This window comes from Trichocoleus sp. FACHB-40 (genome assembly GCF_014695915.1).
Classification (GTDB): domain Bacteria; phylum Cyanobacteriota; class Cyanobacteriia; order Cyanobacteriales; family FACHB-T130; genus Funiculus; species Funiculus sociatus.
On the sequence record NZ_JACJPF010000089.1, the window covers coordinates 1 to 15,744 of the forward strand.

General features: G+C 44.1%; 19 protein-coding genes and 2 pseudogenes. 11 read left to right on the forward strand and 10 right to left on the reverse strand.

Annotated features, from left to right (window positions below; all coding sequences use genetic code 11):
- The 5 genes and pseudogenes from H6F63_RS31090 to H6F63_RS19990 form a co-directional block, all read left to right on the forward strand.
- Positions 1-98: pseudogene (locus H6F63_RS31090) on the forward strand (IS982 family transposase); the annotation flags it as partial.
- Positions 99-186: 88 nt separating this feature from the next.
- Positions 187-723 carry a nucleotidyltransferase family protein gene (locus tag H6F63_RS19980; protein ID WP_190639238.1) on the forward strand — a complete coding sequence of 179 codons (537 nt, stop codon included), beginning with the start codon at positions 187-189 and terminating at the stop codon, positions 721-723.
- Positions 724-839: 116 nt separating this feature from the next.
- Positions 840-2,009, forward strand: a pseudogene (locus tag H6F63_RS31095) (DNA cytosine methyltransferase); the annotation flags it as partial.
- 564 nt (positions 2,010-2,573) lie between these two features.
- Complete coding sequence (locus H6F63_RS31100; protein WP_347276817.1) at positions 2,574-3,533, forward strand: PmeII family type II restriction endonuclease; 960 nt, start codon at positions 2,574-2,576, stop codon at positions 3,531-3,533.
- Between the two features lie 30 nt (positions 3,534-3,563).
- On the forward strand, positions 3,564-4,199 hold the full coding sequence (locus tag H6F63_RS19990) for a PAP/fibrillin family protein (RefSeq protein WP_199298170.1): 636 nt from the start codon (positions 3,564-3,566) through the stop codon (positions 4,197-4,199).
- 101 nt (positions 4,200-4,300) lie between these two features.
- Here the strand turns inward: H6F63_RS19990 and H6F63_RS19995 are convergent, their stop codons facing one another.
- From H6F63_RS19995 to H6F63_RS20005, 3 genes are read right to left on the reverse strand one after another with little or no spacing between them, the layout of a single operon-like run.
- On the reverse strand, positions 4,301-4,960 hold the full coding sequence (locus H6F63_RS19995; RefSeq protein WP_199298171.1) for a response regulator transcription factor: 660 nt from the start codon (positions 4,958-4,960) through the stop codon (positions 4,301-4,303).
- Between the two features lie 3 nt (positions 4,961-4,963).
- Complete coding sequence (locus H6F63_RS20000) at positions 4,964-5,239, reverse strand: hypothetical protein (protein WP_190639240.1); 276 nt, start codon at positions 5,237-5,239, stop codon at positions 4,964-4,966.
- Positions 5,240-5,254: 15 nt separating this feature from the next.
- Complete coding sequence (locus H6F63_RS20005; RefSeq protein WP_242019957.1) at positions 5,255-6,199, reverse strand: trypsin-like peptidase domain-containing protein; 945 nt, start codon at positions 6,197-6,199, stop codon at positions 5,255-5,257.
- A gap of 183 nt (positions 6,200-6,382) precedes the next feature.
- Here H6F63_RS20005 and H6F63_RS20010 point away from each other — a divergent pair, with 183 nt between their 5' ends.
- From H6F63_RS20010 to H6F63_RS20020, 3 genes are all read left to right on the forward strand, one after another.
- Positions 6,383-6,646, forward strand: a complete 264-nt coding sequence (locus tag H6F63_RS20010; protein ID WP_190639241.1) for a SemiSWEET family transporter — start codon at positions 6,383-6,385, stop codon at positions 6,644-6,646.
- Positions 6,647-6,681: 35 nt separating this feature from the next.
- Positions 6,682-7,875, forward strand: coding sequence for an alpha/beta hydrolase (locus tag H6F63_RS20015; protein ID WP_190639242.1), 1,194 nt, complete (start codon positions 6,682-6,684; stop codon positions 7,873-7,875).
- Between the two features lie 191 nt (positions 7,876-8,066).
- Positions 8,067-8,291 carry a hypothetical protein gene (locus H6F63_RS20020; protein ID WP_190639243.1) on the forward strand — a complete coding sequence of 75 codons (225 nt, stop codon included), beginning with the start codon at positions 8,067-8,069 and terminating at the stop codon, positions 8,289-8,291.
- Here H6F63_RS20020 and H6F63_RS20025 read toward each other — a convergent pair.
- Positions 8,263-9,453 carry a M28 family metallopeptidase gene (locus tag H6F63_RS20025; RefSeq protein WP_190639244.1) on the reverse strand — a complete coding sequence of 397 codons (1,191 nt, stop codon included), beginning with the start codon at positions 9,451-9,453 and terminating at the stop codon, positions 8,263-8,265. The two genes, H6F63_RS20020 and H6F63_RS20025, sit on opposite strands and share 29 nt — an antisense overlap.
- Before the next feature lie 186 nt (positions 9,454-9,639).
- Between H6F63_RS20025 and H6F63_RS20030 the strand changes: the two genes are divergently transcribed.
- The gene (locus H6F63_RS20030) at positions 9,640-10,176 is read left to right on the forward strand and encodes a GAF domain-containing protein (protein WP_190639245.1); all 537 of its coding nucleotides are present in this window, start codon (positions 9,640-9,642) and stop codon (positions 10,174-10,176) included.
- A gap of 118 nt (positions 10,177-10,294) precedes the next feature.
- On the opposite strand, the gene H6F63_RS20035 is transcribed toward H6F63_RS20030, so the two are convergent.
- Positions 10,295-10,663, reverse strand: a complete 369-nt coding sequence (locus H6F63_RS20035; RefSeq protein ID WP_190639246.1) for an S-layer homology domain-containing protein — start codon at positions 10,661-10,663, stop codon at positions 10,295-10,297.
- A gap of 353 nt (positions 10,664-11,016) precedes the next feature.
- Here H6F63_RS20035 and H6F63_RS31105 point away from each other — a divergent pair, with 353 nt between their 5' ends.
- Positions 11,017-11,232 (forward strand): hypothetical protein, encoded by a 216-nt coding sequence (locus H6F63_RS31105; RefSeq protein ID WP_190639266.1) that lies wholly within the window; start codon positions 11,017-11,019, stop codon positions 11,230-11,232.
- Positions 11,233-11,341: 109 nt separating this feature from the next.
- Here H6F63_RS31105 and H6F63_RS20045 read toward each other — a convergent pair whose 3' ends face one another.
- From H6F63_RS20045 to H6F63_RS20060, 4 genes are all read right to left on the reverse strand, one after another.
- Positions 11,342-11,614: a hypothetical protein gene (locus tag H6F63_RS20045; RefSeq protein ID WP_190639247.1), complete on the reverse strand. Its 273-nt coding sequence runs from the start codon at positions 11,612-11,614 to the stop codon at positions 11,342-11,344.
- Between the two features lie 203 nt (positions 11,615-11,817).
- Positions 11,818-12,261, reverse strand: coding sequence for a hypothetical protein (locus tag H6F63_RS20050; protein ID WP_190639248.1), 444 nt, complete (start codon positions 12,259-12,261; stop codon positions 11,818-11,820).
- Positions 12,262-12,507: 246 nt separating this feature from the next.
- Positions 12,508-13,233, reverse strand: coding sequence for a cyclase family protein (locus H6F63_RS20055; RefSeq protein WP_190639249.1), 726 nt, complete (start codon positions 13,231-13,233; stop codon positions 12,508-12,510).
- Positions 13,234-13,283: 50 nt separating this feature from the next.
- Positions 13,284-13,859, reverse strand: coding sequence for a GNAT family N-acetyltransferase (locus H6F63_RS20060; RefSeq protein ID WP_242019960.1), 576 nt, complete (start codon positions 13,857-13,859; stop codon positions 13,284-13,286).
- 61 nt (positions 13,860-13,920) lie between these two features.
- Between H6F63_RS20060 and H6F63_RS20065 the strand changes: the two genes are divergently transcribed.
- On the forward strand, positions 13,921-15,369 hold the full coding sequence (locus H6F63_RS20065) for a YdiU family protein (protein WP_190639250.1): 1,449 nt from the start codon (positions 13,921-13,923) through the stop codon (positions 15,367-15,369).
- Positions 15,370-15,417: 48 nt separating this feature from the next.
- Here the strand turns inward: H6F63_RS20065 and H6F63_RS20070 are convergent, their stop codons facing one another.
- The gene (locus H6F63_RS20070) at positions 15,418-15,612 is read right to left on the reverse strand and encodes a hypothetical protein (RefSeq protein ID WP_190639251.1); all 195 of its coding nucleotides are present in this window, start codon (positions 15,610-15,612) and stop codon (positions 15,418-15,420) included.
- Positions 15,613-15,744: the final 132 nt, after the last annotated feature.

The following is a 15,744-nucleotide window of genomic DNA, read 5'->3' on the forward strand; positions in this document are numbered from 1 at the left end:
ATTTTATGGTCAATATCTTGTGTGGTTTAATTGCTTACTGTCATCAACCCAAGAAACCATCACTCCGTTTAGAGTGGGCTTTGGTTCAATCAGCTTAACCCGAACTGAGGTTAAGTTAGGGAAGCAAGCCCCTAGATACAAAATTGCAAAATAAAGCTTAGAGAATTACTTAGGGATCAGTTGAGTATGGATAGCGCCACTCGCCTCCAGAAAATTTTGGTTGATTCGCCGATTGGTGTTGTGTCACCCGCGATCGCGCTTTTGAATCTTCCCGACTGGTGGTTAGCAGGTGGTGTGGTGCGAAATACGGTTTGGCGATCGCTATTTGGCAATGAGTGTGAGTTAATCATCAATGACTTTGACATTGCCTTTTTTGATGCGCTTGGAGACCGTTCCCAAGAACTCACCGCTAAGGCTACCCTGACAGCGCAGTTTCCTGACTACAAGTTCGACGTTAAAAATCAAGCGAGTTTTGCACGTTGGCGTTCCGGTCGCAGACCTTACAACAGCACTGAAGATGGGGTCACTGATTGGCTACACACCGCGACGGCTGTAGGCGTTCGGTTAGATACTCAAGGAGAATGGCAGTTTTTTACTCCTTATGGTCTGGATGACTTGTTTAATGGCATCATCCGACCGACTCCAGCACATATAGACAACCCGGACGCTGAAAGTAAAGCGACTTCGTTTCTACAAAAATGCCCTTGCCTGCGTCTAGCATAGAAATTGCCTACGAGGTCAGCGTGGATTACCCTTGAAGGTCAAGATTAAAGCGTAGTTGGTTGCCACTCATGCTCTAATTACTCCAAAATGAAAAGTCTCAAAACCTACAAGCATAAGTGATAGACCGTCAACTAATATCTATAAGCCTGTTTTCTGGAGCCTTCGGGCTTGACCTAGGATTAGAGCAAGCAGGATTTCACACGGTTAGCGTCGTGGAAATCGATCCGGACTGCACAAAAACCATCTCTCTTAACCGCCCACACCTTTCTGAGAGCGCTGTCCCAAGAGACGTGCGGGACCTTACGGCTTCGATCCTGTTGGAGGAAGCTGGTCGAGCTTTAGGTATTAACAGACCATTGCAACCCGGTGAAGTAGACCTAGTGACAGGTGGCCCCCCATGCCAAAGCTTTAGCACAGTGGGGAAACGCGGGTCTATTCTAGACCCACGCGGCAGCTTGTTCATGGATTTTGTCCGCCTTGTCCGGGGTATTCAGCCACGATGCTTCATGATGGAGAATGTCCGAGGTCTACTCTCTGCTCCAATTCGCCACAGACCTCATGTTCTGCGTGGACATGGTTATCCCCCCCTTGAATCAGATGAGATGAGAGGTGCTGCTCTAGTCGTGGTTTCAGCAGAACTGAAAAGTTTGGGGTATGAAGTATCCCATGCTCTTATAGAAGCAGCCGACTATGGGATACCCCAGAATAGACAGCGCGTAATCTTTGTTGGTTCAAAAGGTTTGCATCGGTTTAACTTCCCACTGCCGACCCATAGCAAAAATCCAAACAAGAATTTGCAAAAATGGCGAACTCTTGAAGACGCACTGCAAAACCTAGTTGATGATCAGCCTGAGTTTGTTCCTTACTCAAACAGTCGGCTTAAATATTTAAGCCTTCTAAAAGCAGGTCAAAACTGGAAGTATCTACCTGACGAACTGAAGCAAGAAGCAATGGGCGGAGCCTACGAGTCTGGAGGAGGCAAGGTCGGTTTTTATCGGCGGCTGTCGTGGGACAAACCCTCTCCAACCGTTACAACCTGCCCTCATCAAAAAGCAACAGATATGTGCCATCCGGAAGAATTGCGTCCTTTAAGCGTGAGAGAGTGTGCGAAGATTCAGACATTTCCAGACGATTGGTTTTTTTATGGTTCAGCTACGTCTAAGTACCGACAAATTGGTAATGCAGTGCCAGTAGAGCTTGCAAAAGCACTTGGAGGGCAATTGTCTAAACTTCTAAAAGAAGAGAGCTTCTCAGGCAGAGAAGAAGCATTCCAACTTTCAATATTTGAACTTCCTCAGCCTACAGAAGCCGTAACGATTTGCCCATCAAATAGAAATTATCAAACAAACAAAAATTTTATGTCAGACAAAGCAATACTGAACAATTTGTTTAAAGATGCACAAATTAAGCGTTCAGCTTTGCTAGCTGAGAACATTCGTACTGTAGAAAAATATTTACAAATAGAAGAAGAAGACTTAAAAAATATTCTATGGGTGGATAAGAAGGGTAAAAACGAACAAATGATTAAAGATAGAGAAATTACCCAGCTTATCACCAAGCGAGACTTGTATTTGAGAGGCGTGCAAATCGAAGATAGAAGATCCAACATAGAGTCAGTGTCTACTTGGCTAGCCGACTTGCCAGTTTTGAAGGAAAGCCTAAAGTGTTTTGTTGATTCTAGGAAGGCAACAAGAATAGCTAATTTATTAGAGAAGATTGAAGCATTAAAAGTCGATAACCCCAAGTTCTGCGAAGCAATAGAAAACTTGGCTCCTGGGGAACGTAATAACCTCATTAGCTTCTTTTCACAAAGGGAGGAATGGAGTTCAACTTTGCTAAAAAAACTTCCGATGAGAGTCAGAACTTTCTCTAGCGCCTTGCGTCTACGAGCTAAATTCCATAACAAGACTATTTCTATAGCGTCTGAAGAATCTTTTTTAGAATTTAAACGTTACTTGTTAAAAAACTGGTTCAATATTCAAGCAAACCCTAACTTGCTTTTGACTGATGAGGCTACAGCTTTATTCGGTAATCAAGTGGAAGATATTGAATCTATTCAGGTACTGGCTAGTCTTTTAGAACTTGATACAAATAAGCTCGATCTATTGGTACTTTTTCTCGACGAAATTCTGAGTATAGCTGAAAGAATTCCTAATTTAGCTAAAGAAGCTATCTTGACAGAAAATCCTTTTTTATTCAGGTCGTTGTTTTTAAAGTTTAAAGAAGCCGAAGAGTTTGCTGTAGGGGGAAAATTAAACAGTAGTCTAGAAACAACATATGGAAACCTATTCGAGAAGTTGATGGGAGAATTTGAAAATTGCCAAAGAATTTATGACGGAGGAGTTGATGTAGTTGTAGGAGGAGATGCTTTTGATATCAAAAGCGGCCCAAACGTGATGAACAAAAGTATGGTAGATGCTTTCTCAGCCAAACAAGTCTTAATTCAAGACAAAAAAATGCTTCCTGATATAAGTACATATAAAATAGCTTTAGGTTATGGAAAAAAAGAGCAGTTAAATCAATTTATGGGAAAAATTGAATTTGAAATATTGACAGGCAGAGAATCTTGGAAAAAAATAACAGGCATAGAACACAGCCCAGAAATTGTATTTGCAATAGCCGGGTTAGTCCCAAGAATTTTTAATGTTAAAAGCTTAGTCGGTTCCGTTTTAGGAGAGAGTGAGCGATACGAAAAAGAAAACACAGATGTTTCTGAGTTTGAGAAATTATTTAGAAACAACTTTACTCCGATTAATCTAACTCCAGAAGCCCAAACAGAAATTTCTACGATTAATTCACTATTAGTCTAGGTTGAAATTATCGGGAAATTTACCCAAAGCATGGAAGTGGAACATCAAGACATGGTAGGGGATGACGTAACGAGATTTGCCTTGAAAGCTGAACTCTTGCAACGAGTAGAAGCATTAGGGCTACAGCAAGCCTTATTTCCATCTGATGGACAGCCAATTGATGCAATTGTGCAACAGCTAGAAAGCATCAATCCCATCCCACAGCCACTCCACTCCGACCATCTCCCTTCTCTACTCGGTAACTGGCAATTGGTATACGCATCAAGAGGAACAGTTGTTACCCGTCAGCTGGCATCAATTCCAGATTTCGGGGGAGGAATAAACATTAAGCGGGTGTGGCAAAGGTTGATTGCAGACGGTACTGGGCAAATTTCTGCTTCTAACGGTGCTTTTCTTGACTTACCCCTGCTGGGGGAATGGCAGTTACGCGCTGACGGTGTTTGGACTTGGGGCGCAGATGAAAAGATGGCTAAGGTGAGCTTTAACAGTTTTTCTATGCAAGCAACAAAGCTTTTTGGCATGGAAAGCTGGAGTTTTCCTGAGCTGAAAATACCAGTATTGGAATTCCTCCGGAATGAGGCAGAGTGGACAACCTCTTATTTAGACGAAGAAATTAGGGTAGGACGAGGTGCAACAGGCAATCTGTTTGTGTTTCGTCGTGAGTGAGTTGGGCGTTTTGAGCGATCGCGTATCCACAAGAGCGATTATGGAGAATGCGATCGCTACCTTTTCTGCTTTGTTTCATTCTGCAAAATCAGCAGGTGTTGTTAAAGCATAATCAAACCAAGCCGTACACCCAGTGTGACAGCCTCAGTCCGGCTGGAAGCATTCAGCTTTTGAAATATAGATGATACGTGGAACTTGACGGTATGCTCAGAGATGCTTAACCGCTTGGCAATGCTCTTATTCCCCATTCCCAGAGCCAGCATACCCAAAACTTCAATCTCCCGTCCGGTAAGCGCTTGAATTGGGGAAGCGGGTAATGTGCGGCTGAAAGACTCGCTACGGGGTAGCAGAGAATCCAGAAAGTCAGGATGCAGCACCACTAGCCCCGCAGCTGCTGCCACCACAGCAGCTACAATTTCATTAGCCGTCGCCTTGAGCGGTAATATTGCCTGGACTCCAACTTGCAAAGCTGACTCTACCCAAGTATCATCGGCGTTGTCAGCCAAAATGACAAGGGCAGGAGATAGAGCGCCAAGAGCAAGTATTTTCTCTTCAGCAGCATCATCAGGTATGCTCCACTCCAGCAGCACCACGTCGGGTTGTAACTCTTCAACTAGCTTCTCTTGGATGGCAAAACTAGACGAACTACCAACTATCTCCAGCAATTGGGAAGCGTGGATGATGCTTTCTAAACCCGCACGGACAATGGAGTTAGAAGCACTTACCATGACCGCGATCGCGCCGAGTTCTCCCTTGCTCATAGGTTAGCGATCGTCCCACCAGCCACAACCACACAAGGAGTGAAGCAGTTTTCCCAAACGCAGGAAATCCAAGGGTAGCAACTCGCCAGGTTCGGCGTACCAGAGAAGGTTACTCAAATTATCAGCGACAATTAAGCCGTTAAAATTCCAGATGTCACCACCGCCACCTTCTCGGCGACTTCCTACCTGGACAGTAGAACGGCGTAGTTGTGCGGCAATAGCTGCCAACTCATGGGCGATGTGTGAAGTAGTATCTGTATTATCGATTGCGATCGCCATCTTCAATTGCCTCTGTTATTTTTCGCCAACTGCGATCGCTAATTCAACTAATGCACCACCCCGTACCAGCTGCACCTTAAGAGTTTTACCTACGCTCTGGGTGCCTAACAGCGCCTGCACATCACCCGTATCGCTCACAGGCTTGCCATCCATCGCTACCAGCACATCCCCAATCATCACGCCAGCCTTATCAGCAGGGCCATTCGGCTCCACATTGATAACAATTACCCCACCAGTAGAATCTAGATTTAGCGTACTCTTGAGAGTATCCGGTAGGCGTACAGGCTGCATACCCAAACCCAAATAGCCGCGTCCAATGCGTCCTTTTGACACCAGCTGGTCAAGCACCCGGTTTACGGTAGAAGCCGGAATGGTTAAAGCCATATTCCGAGGCCCGGAGGTATTCATCCCGACAACTTTACCTGTTGTCACCTCGACCAAGGGGCCGCCTGGGAAACCAGAATATAAGTTTAAATCTGGGCGCAGAAATTGGTCAATTAAGCCGCCGCTCATGCTACGCCAAGCATCACCTACAGCACTGACAACACCCATAGAAGCAGTGATACCGTTTTCTTTTCCTTGTCCGAGTGCAAGTACCAGATGACCTACCTTAAGTGTGGAAGCATCGCCAATTTCCGCAACGGGTAAGTCTACATCTTGTAGTTTGAGGACAGCTACATCGGTGGTAGCGTCGCGACCTAACACCGTAACTGGAACTGTGCGACCATCTGCTAAGGTGACGGTGATTTCCTCAGAACGCTTGATGGTTTCGTCCGAGGTGATGATAATACCGCTTCGCCAGTGGATACCGCTTGAAGAAATACGCGATCGCCAATGCCCTCTGTGGGAGCCTCGCACATTAACCGCAACAACGCACCGACCCACTTGCTCCACGGTATCAGCTAAATTGTTGGAGAGAGTCAGCAGCACACTAGACATCGAAGATTCAGATGAAGACATTTAAGGAACTCCACGGATTGATAGTTAAAACGGTATTGTCTCGTCTGTTGATATCCTGCCGCTTTGTAGAGTCTCTGTGCATCGGAGAAATGGGGAGAACCATACCTGGAAAAATGGCTAGGTGTAACAAGTTAAAATCAAATTCAGTATTTTGTCATCCTTCACATTAGGCTTGTATTCAGTATGAAAGAGATAGTTACATTCTTTTTTGGATTAGGTTTTTTGTTCAATGCCAGCCTGTTTATTCCCCAAGCATTGAGAATCATTAAAACCAAAAGCTCTAAAAATATAGCTTTAATTACTTTTCTAGGTTTTAATTTTATTCAATTTAACGGAGTCTTATATGGTTATTACCAAAATGACCAAGTTTTGATGTATGGAAACCTGATTAGTTTAATTAGTTGTGGAATCGTAACAATTTTGGCAATAATTTATAGACATAATTAGCCAAATCATTCTTTAATTCTTAGTTACTTTTTGCCATGTCCCGTCTAGTCTTGATAATTCTCCAGTTGGTCGCATTGCTCTTAAGCGGTACGGGACTTTTCTTGAGTTCTTGGATTGTTGTTCCGGCTCCAAATATGCCCCTGCTAACTTTGGGAGTAGGAGCGCCGGAAGTTTCTCACTGGCTGATACTACTAAATTTAGTCGCAACTGGACTATTGCTAGGTGTAATGCGCCGCACGCCGCTGCAATTTATAGCTTTGGGTGCGAGTTTGCTGGGACTGTTTTTGAGTGCTTTGCCGTTGATGCAGTTGCCAGGAACTGTGCAAAATTTGACAGTAGCAATGAAAGAAGGCATTGGCTCAGAATACAGCGAAATTTTAAATAATAAGCAAGTATCGATGCGCCAGCAACCGTTTGTGCTGGCTGATGCGTTTACAGGCATTAAGTTGGGTAAAAGTCGTTACACTCCGAACATCCGCTTTGCTAATCCCGATGGCGTACCTTTGAGTATGGATATTTACCGACCGCCGCAAGTTGGAAAATATCCAGCGCTTGTTGTAATCTACGGTGGAGCGTGGAGAAGTGGCGATCGCTTATATAATTCTGATTTCAGCCGTTATATGGCAGCGCGGGGTTATACTGTTTTTGCCATTGATTATCGACACGCGCCGCGATACCGTTTTCCAGCCCAGTTGGATGATGTACGTGCAGCACTATCCTTCATCCAGCAGAATGCAAGTCAGTATGAAGCTGACTCAGAACGCATGGTTTTACTCGGACGTTCGGCTGGCGGACATTTGGCGATGCTGGCAGCTTATCAACCCGATGCTATACCTGTAAAGGCGGTGGTTAGTTACTATGGCCCAGTTGACTTGCCAGGAGGCTATGCTAGTCCGCCACGTCCCGACCCAATTGATACGCGAAATGTTTTGGTAACGTTATTCGGTGGAACCCCAGAAATGTTTCCTAACGAATATCGAGTTGCTTCACCGATTAATTATGTAACACGTTCCTTACCGCCAACTTTATTAGTGCAGGGTGGGAGAGATCATCTAGTTCAATTAAGATTTATAGAGGAAATGTATCAACGTCTGCGGGCAAATGGAAATACGGCGATTCTGTTAGAAATTCCTTGGGCAGAACACGCTTTTGATGCTATTTTCAACGGGCTAAGTAACCAGTTGGCATTATATTACACTGAGCGTTTCGTAGCTTGGGCAGTGCGCTAACTACAATTTTCTATGAGCAAGTAGCTTGGGCTAAGGTAACGAAACCCAACGCTAATATTAAGTAGGTTGGGTTTCGCTACAATTACTCTGTGTTCTCTGCGTTTTTTCAGTTCGTTTTTTCATAAATCAAATAGGGCTGCTATAAAAGGAAGTGATTAGCCGAACTGTATTGTAATTAGAGAGATTTTTGGATGTCTTCTATTGAAAACCGCCTGGAAGCTTTTCGCAAACTGCCTTTACGCGCCCAACTCGCCCTTATTGCTTCGAGTCGCGCTAACCCGGTTTTAAGCAAAAATCAGGAATACATTGAGAATTTAGAACGCATTCATGCAGAGTGCCTGGAAGAAGCGACCCCTGAGCAAAAAGCAGCTTACGATAAAGCTAAAGCTAATTTTGTGCCAAACGCTCCTGAATAATCCGATTTGCTGCCTCAACTGTAGCTTCTAGTAGTTTTGGATCTACTTGAGTGTCGTTGGGTGAGTGGTAGTTTGGATCTTGCCCACGATAGAAAAATATTGCTGGAACCCCCGCCGAGGTAAATGATTGATGATCGCTGTTACCAGTGTCGCGGAATGTGGATATCTTCGGATCTGCTTTAGTCGCTAGTGCTGTCAGTTCTGATGTTCCACCTACAAGCAGCTTTTCATTCACGCCTACCATGTCGAAGTTTAGCATTGCCTGAAGTCCTTTGAGAAATTCTGGCGATGCTGAATTGACAAATGCCTTGGAACCATGTAAGCCATCTTCCTCACCATCGAAGGCGACGAACCAGATTTGGTTTGCTAGTGGCGTATTGGCAAGACGACGGGCGAGTTCTAGTACAACTGCGGTGCCAGAGGCATTATCATTTGCTCCAGGCGAACCTAAAACTGAGTCGTAGTGACCGCCAAGCAAGATGCGGGGTGATGTGACACCGGGTTTGTGCGCGATCGCATTGTATCCTGTGACTTTACCCCCTTGGGTATTCACATTTAGAGTTGCCTCCAGCCGCGAGACGAGGGCTTTTTTTAGCAAGGGTTCGCCACGTTCACCAGAAAGGGAGAACACGGGAATATTAACTTCACCACCCAGCGTCCCGGCGAGTTCGCCGGAGGATGTGTTAACAATTACTAAACCAACTGCACCAGCATTTTGTGCATTGCGTGCTTTGTCGAGAAAGCGGATTTCTCCCCGTCGTACAATAGCGATCGCATTTTTGACGTTAACAGCAGCAAATTCGTCAGGTTTTCCCACCCCAGGAACGCCAATCAGTGGTGCTTGCAGTTTACCAGCCCTTGAACCAACAAGCGCCCTTCCGTCTAGCTGGGCGTTATTAACCAGTAAATTTGAGCCGTTATCCAAAAATTTCGGATAAGTAAAAGTCCCCACCTCTGTAACATAGCCAGATTCGCGATATTCTGCTAACAAGTAATCGCGGGCTTTCTGGATAGTTGGCGTCCCAGCTACACGCGGCCCCAAGCCTACCAAAGTCATAACATCGGCGTGGACGCGGCTTGGCGGTTGGGCTTTAACTCCGAGTAGGGAAAATAATAGCGTTCCTATTATCACCCACCACCAAAATCTAATACGGATTTTCATGGAAACAGATCCTCGCCGATATCAGCGTTGACTCTCTTGTTGCATTATGAGCGCTCTTTCTGTGATCTAGCACCTCCACCCCCAAGACGGTTCGGTGTTCCCTTGCGGTTCCTGCTTCTGGTACACCCACTTACTCAGATGTGACGCGATCGCTTAGCATCTAATTGATATTACAAACATAAGCTCATGCAAGACCAAGTTCTACCTACAGTTCTGGATAACATTTTCCGCGACCACAGTACGCCGGATGCAGTTTTTTCTGCTGGAGTGTCAGCGTTAGGTGAAGTCTTGCAATGCGATCGCATTTTTCTCTACTTGCGAGATCCACACACGCGCATTGGTAAAGTTCCTTACTGCTGGCTTCGCAGTTCTGAGTATCCCAATATCCTTGACTCCGACTGGAAACAAGAACCAGAATCTTTGCCACAAGAAGATCCGTTATTTGCTGCCGCACTGCGTACAGAACCATCTATCTTTGTAGAAGATGTTGAAACAGCTAACCCCCAAGTAGTTAATAAAGCTTTCGAGGAAAAAGAGTTTGGGCATCGAGCATTAGTTCACGCTCACCTATGCTTTGATGGTGTGTTGTGGGGAATTTTGCAACCTTGTGTTTTTGGTGAACCTAGAGTCTGGACTCAGCAAGACCGATCTATTATTGCCGCAGTTACAGAAAAGTTCACACCTTTGGCTGTTGCCTATATAAAGGCTGCTAATTCTAAGTAGATTCCATATTAAAAAACATCTGAGATTCAAGGTTGAATTGTCAGCCTTGGATGTGACATTATCCGGCACAAAAAGATAAATACTTGCTTACTTTTAAACAAACTCTTGTTTAAAAGCATTATTTACCTGTTGTATCAGATGATTCGCCAGATAAGGTGCCAACGCGATCGCTTAATTCTCGAAGTTGTTCGTTTAACTGCCTCTGCCGTTGAATCAATGCTTCCACCTCTTCCCTGGTCGCTAAGCCTGCCCTCTCGCTAGGGATGAGTTGATTTAACTGATTTAAGCAAGCATTTAAAGCGGCAGCAAATTCATAGCGACTCACAGAACGTTCGCCTCGGTAAGTACCATCAGGATACCCAGAAAGGCAACCCCTCTGGGAATTGGCATCATTTTGCGTGCTAGGAACTTGTGCCAGGGTTTTTAATGGGTAGGAGACGGTTGCAGCTAACAGTAAGGTAGTTGCAATCAATGAAGTCTTAAGCATTATCGTAGTTCCAAGTTATCTACTCCTTTACTGTATCAAACCCGTTTGCCGGGAAAGGAACTGGAAACTTGACAATTGACCTCCCGTCTTCATCCACCCAGCCAGCTTAATTCCGGTTGATTCCCACATCACGCCGCAAGCGGGGTGGGGTTCCTTTGCCAAAGGGGATTACGAGTAATCAACCAGACACCAGATCACAGCGATCGCACTTAGAAAATGGGGGAATTTGCCCTACTTGCGATCGCGATCACTCTAAAACCTCAGTAATTTCACAGACTTCCTGTGGAATGGATCGCTTTACACAAACTTTAAAAAGGCGATATTTAGAGTGTAGAGTTCACGCCCCAAAAACAATGTCCCCAGTAAATCTTCTCCCCGGTGCCATTTCTGAAATTCTTGCCAGCGTTGCTGAAACGGGCGTGCTTACTTTGGCTGACCGCTATGGACTGATGGCAGCTGCTCTAGATGAGTCCTTAGATGAAGAAGATAGAAGCTCTCTCAATAGATTGCTCCGTGCAGTGCTAAAAGGACGAGTTCAGGTAGTAGAGCAACTCTCCATAGCAGCATAATATCGAATTTGTTTACTATGCTTCGCTGTCGGGACAATGGGCGTTGAACCAAAAGCAGCGATCGCACTTGCAGACAAACACTCAAACACTCATTAACTTTTCCCCATTTTCACCTATCTCTGTCAGCTCTAGGACTAAAAAACTCTTTGCAAGATACCTGCACCACATCTTCAAAACCTAGACTTTCAAGATAAGTTATCCACCCTTCTACACTTGGGTCTATCTCCAAAGTTCGTAATATAAGTGCCACTTCTGCAATTTCTGGCACAACCCAAATTTTATAACAACGAGGCTCTTGTGCATCAAACGAAAATTCAACTGCTAACCAGTCAGGGATAGGATTTTCTTTTGGTTCAGCCTTCGCTCTAAAGCAGAATGTCATATAGCAATCTTATTTGAGTTATCGCCAGCCCTTCAGATACCCGACTTCTTAGAGAAGTCGGGTATCTCGCCTTCTCTAATTATTGAGGACTGCTATAGCAATCCTAATTTATTTATTAAATTATTTCTTTTCTCTTCCTCTGTATTCTGGAGCGCCTCAGGGGTTCGTTTAAAAAACTAGAGACGCGAAATTTAGTATTTTTACTAGCCCAGAAATTCGTGGATGTAATCAGCTAAACTTTGCTGCAATTTCAAGTCAGTGCTAGGAATTGGGGTTAAATAAAAACGTCGTCCTGATACAAGCCTGAGACTAAGCCTGTAAAAATGAATCCATATTAAGTTAGATTTTTCTACTTGAACTCCAGCAACCTTATCCAATGAATAGCTGATTATTTGGGTTCCCAGCCAACCTTTTTGTTTAAAAGTTACCCGATTAATATTTTTATCAAATAGGCAAGTTTTAACCGGACTCCCAAATATCATAAAGTTGGCGCAAGCAATGCAAAACAACCCAAAAAAATCAACAGGTGGGTTGGACGATAGAAAAATAAAAAGTCCGACGACAGCTGTAAAACCGCTCAATATCCAAACCCCAACTGGGCGTTCTCGCAAAGTGAGTAATGTAAAAGTTTGCTGAACCACTTTCATAACATTACTAATAATGACGATTAACTCTACACCCTAGCTTGCTCGCGGTTCTCTGCTGACGCAAGTCTTACATGATAGCGGCTTTTTTAAGGGCGCATTAAATTAAGTATAATTCCTACTATAGCAATCCTAAATGATTCGTGAACTTCTGTAGGAACAGGGCAGTGCGGTGTCCCTACGCCAGGGCGAACACTCGTATGGAAAATTCTTGCCTTAGATTTTTTAATTTTTAATTTATTATGAGCATCAAGGCACAAAAGCCAACACCGATACTGGGGTCCCAGAACCACCTTTTAACCGTAAAATTCCAATTACTAATGTGGTGCCAGAAGGCGGTAATTGATGGAGGTTGGTTAAATTTTCTAGAACAATTCTAGGGGTTTCTAGTACAAGTTTATTACTTGTAAAAGCTTCGTCGATTCCCGGATCTACTCCGTGAGTATCAATTCCAATCCCAGCGATCGCACGTTTTTCTAGCAAGAATCGGGTTGCTTCAGCGCCAAACCCTGGAAAATGAAATTTACCAGGCTCAACTTGATTGAAAAAGGCTCCAATATCGCCCCATCTTTCTTGCCAACCTGTATACAACAATACAGCACTACCATTTTGTATGCAGTGGTGTTGCTCCTCCCAGTTGAGGACATCATCTATTGTTAAAGCATAGTCAGGATTCTCAATGGTTTTGTGGCGAATGTCGATTACAATAGCTGGCACAACCAAGGACTCGGATGGATAACTATCAATCCCCATTCCATCTGGATAAAAGCTATTCGGCGCATTGATATGAGTGCCACTATGTTCGCCCATCGAAAATCGTCGCAGATAGTAACCATCTTTTTCTAATTCGGCTACTGACTCAAATTCAACGGGCGGATCGTTTTGCCATATGGGAATTTTTGGGTCAATTACATGACTGAGGTCTACAATTTTTGTGTAGGTGATGCTTTTGAGATTGGGTGAATTTGATGTCATACTATTATTTTTGATTTTGAAAAGCGCGATCGCGTATTTGCGCCGCTTCCCTAATCGAATTCCATCAGCATTTCTATCGTACTCAGGCGAAAGCCGCAAGCAGAAAATAATCGCCTCGCCGCATCGTTAACAGCAGTAGTATCGAGGCGAATTTGTTTGACTCCCATCCTGTTAAAATGTTCAATAGTCCGCATCACCATCTGCCGCGCAATCCCGGCGTGACGATATTCCTCCTCAACCCAGAGGTCGTGAATAAAACCGTATTCCTGTAAACGATAAATTGGGATTTCCTGTTCTACTGTCGCCACGAGGAATGCTCCCAGTTGTCCTGGTTCAGCCTCAGCCACTAGGAAGATGTTGCGATCGCTAGTCGTCATCCTACTCAACCAGTTCTTATAACGCAACTCTGGATTAGGTAAAAATCCATATTTTGCTGAGTCCCACTTTTCGTGCAACGCACAAATCTTGGCAACCATTGGTAGAACGGCTGGTACATCAGCAGGTGTAGCAGAACGGATAAGCATATCTCTATCGTTTGATGCTGAACCTATATACTTACTTATCCGTAGCATAGAAATGGAATGACTGGCAAAGTGCGATCGCTCTGGCATGGTGACGCTACACAAAACCAGACTGCCTAGACTGTATACCTCTTGAATTTTATTTGCCTGGTATTTTTGACAGCTTATGACCCCTGAAAATTCCTCCAATCCCTTTCTCAACCTCAATTACGATTCGGCGCTAGAAGCTTTAGGCGACGATTTTTTTGATGAAGTCGCAGCAGCAGAATTTCCTAAACATATTCTGCGCTTCCGCAATGACGAATTAGTCCCAAAGCTGGGACTAAAGCCAGAAGAAGTCACGGACGAAGATTTTATCGAAGCTTTTGGTAAATTTCAAGGAAGAAAACCTTTTTTGGCTTTGCGTTACCACGGTTATCAATTTGGCGAATACAATCCCCGCTTAGGAGATGGTAGAGGATTTCTCTACGGTCAAGTGCGAGGAACCGATGGAGAACTTTACGATTTTGGAACTAAAGGTTCTGGTACTACTCCCTACTCTAGAGGTGGCGATGGTAGGTTAACGCTAAAAGGTGGAGTAAGAGAAGTTTTAGCTTCAGAAGCACTTCACTATCTAGGCGTTTATACTTCTCGCTGTCTGTCAATGATTGAAACTGGAGACGCGCTTTGGCGAGGCGATGAGCCTTCTCCAACTCGGTCTTCTGTGATGGTTCGTTTTAGTCGTTCTCATATCCGTTTTGGGACGTTTGAACGGTTGCATAATTTCGCTCGAAAAGATTTAATTCAACAGCTTTTAGATCATGTAATTGTGCAATATTATCCCCACCTCAAAGATAAGCAAGACCGCTATGCACTTTTTTACGCAGAGTTAGTGCAACGAGTGGCGATGCTTGTGGCTCAATGGATGTCTGTGGGTTTTTGTCATGCTGTTTTGAACACAGATAATATGTCAATTACTGGGGAAAGTTTCGATTATGGCCCCTTCGCTTTTATTGACACGTATAATCCGCAATTTACTGCGGCATACTTTGATTATTACGGGCGTTACAGTTACGGCAATCAACCGGGAATCTGCAAGTTGAATTTAGAAATGCTTCAAGACCCACTTTCAGCCGTGATTCCGGTTGAAGATATGCAAGTTATTTTAAAGGAGTTTGACGAGCATTATTACCAGACTTACAATGAGCGAATGCTGAATAAGTTGGGTTTGGCAAATCTTGCTCAGCCGGAAGCTGAAGAATTGCTGATGTCAACTCTGACATTGCTGCAAAAAACTCAAGTGGGTTATCACACTTTCTTTTCAGAACTGACAGAACAGTTTAACCGCAATTGGCGCGACGATGCGGCAAATATTCTGAAATCAGATAGCTTTTTAAATTTAAGTGAGGCGGCAGGATTATTAGAAGCTTGGCGAAATTTATATCTGCAAACTTTGCTTAGCTTACCAGAAAGCGAGATGGATAATATGCTTGAGCGGTTGCAGCGTCATAATCCAAAAACTGTGTTACTCAGACCAGAAATAGAGGCAGTTTGGGAGAAAATTGATCAAGAAGATAATTGGGAACCTTTTTATCAATTGATTTCGCGGCTACGATTTCATCAGGATGCGGCGTAATACTCGCAATCGTTCCCAGGCGGTCGCCTGGGAACGATTATAAATCACTTATTTTTCCTCAATTGGTCGTTCAGTAGCAGCCGCATTTTCTGGCGCTTCATCAAGTCTTGTTGAATCGCTAGCTTCATTAATAACACCCTGGGGAGCTGGTGTAGATTCATCAGCAGCAGCATTAATCAAACCGTCAGCATTTATGTTGGTTTTTGCTGAAGCACCTTTATGGCTGGCATGACCGCTAGGCATAACTATGTCCTCAATTATGTTAACTATACACTCCAGCTTAAACTTATTTGTTGTCAGGAATACCCTACCTTGAGGCTTAAATTTCACCTATAAATTATCAGAGATATTGTGTATTTAATTTGTATATAGGTA

Bases quoted from the DNA above. Each gene is read 5' to 3' on its own strand.
- H6F63_RS19980 (WP_190639238.1), top strand. From the start codon at position 187: ATGGATAGCGCCACTCGCCTCCAGAAAATTTTGGTTGATTCGCCGATT.
- H6F63_RS31100 (WP_347276817.1), top strand. From the start codon at position 2,574: ATGAGAGTCAGAACTTTCTCTAGCGCCTTGCGTCTACGAGCTAAATTC.
- H6F63_RS19990 (WP_199298170.1), top strand. From the start codon at position 3,564: ATGGAAGTGGAACATCAAGACATGGTAGGGGATGACGTAACGAGATTT.
- H6F63_RS19995 (WP_199298171.1), bottom strand. From the start codon at position 4,960: ATGAGCAAGGGAGAACTCGGCGCGATCGCGGTCATGGTAAGTGCTTCT.
- H6F63_RS20000 (WP_190639240.1), bottom strand. From the start codon at position 5,239: ATGGCGATCGCAATCGATAATACAGATACTACTTCACACATCGCCCAT.
- H6F63_RS20005 (WP_242019957.1), bottom strand. From the start codon at position 6,199: ATGTCTTCATCTGAATCTTCGATGTCTAGTGTGCTGCTGACTCTCTCC.
- H6F63_RS20010 (WP_190639241.1), top strand. From the start codon at position 6,383: ATGAAAGAGATAGTTACATTCTTTTTTGGATTAGGTTTTTTGTTCAAT.
- H6F63_RS20015 (WP_190639242.1), top strand. From the start codon at position 6,682: ATGTCCCGTCTAGTCTTGATAATTCTCCAGTTGGTCGCATTGCTCTTA.
- H6F63_RS20020 (WP_190639243.1), top strand. From the start codon at position 8,067: ATGTCTTCTATTGAAAACCGCCTGGAAGCTTTTCGCAAACTGCCTTTA.
- H6F63_RS20025 (WP_190639244.1), bottom strand. From the start codon at position 9,453: ATGAAAATCCGTATTAGATTTTGGTGGTGGGTGATAATAGGAACGCTA.
- H6F63_RS20030 (WP_190639245.1), top strand. From the start codon at position 9,640: ATGCAAGACCAAGTTCTACCTACAGTTCTGGATAACATTTTCCGCGAC.
- H6F63_RS20035 (WP_190639246.1), bottom strand. From the start codon at position 10,663: ATGCTTAAGACTTCATTGATTGCAACTACCTTACTGTTAGCTGCAACC.
- H6F63_RS31105 (WP_190639266.1), top strand. From the start codon at position 11,017: ATGTCCCCAGTAAATCTTCTCCCCGGTGCCATTTCTGAAATTCTTGCC.
- H6F63_RS20045 (WP_190639247.1), bottom strand. From the start codon at position 11,614: ATGACATTCTGCTTTAGAGCGAAGGCTGAACCAAAAGAAAATCCTATC.
- H6F63_RS20050 (WP_190639248.1), bottom strand. From the start codon at position 12,261: ATGAAAGTGGTTCAGCAAACTTTTACATTACTCACTTTGCGAGAACGC.
- H6F63_RS20055 (WP_190639249.1), bottom strand. From the start codon at position 13,233: ATGACATCAAATTCACCCAATCTCAAAAGCATCACCTACACAAAAATT.
- H6F63_RS20065 (WP_190639250.1), top strand. From the start codon at position 13,921: ATGACCCCTGAAAATTCCTCCAATCCCTTTCTCAACCTCAATTACGAT.
- H6F63_RS20070 (WP_190639251.1), bottom strand. From the start codon at position 15,612: ATGCCTAGCGGTCATGCCAGCCATAAAGGTGCTTCAGCAAAAACCAAC.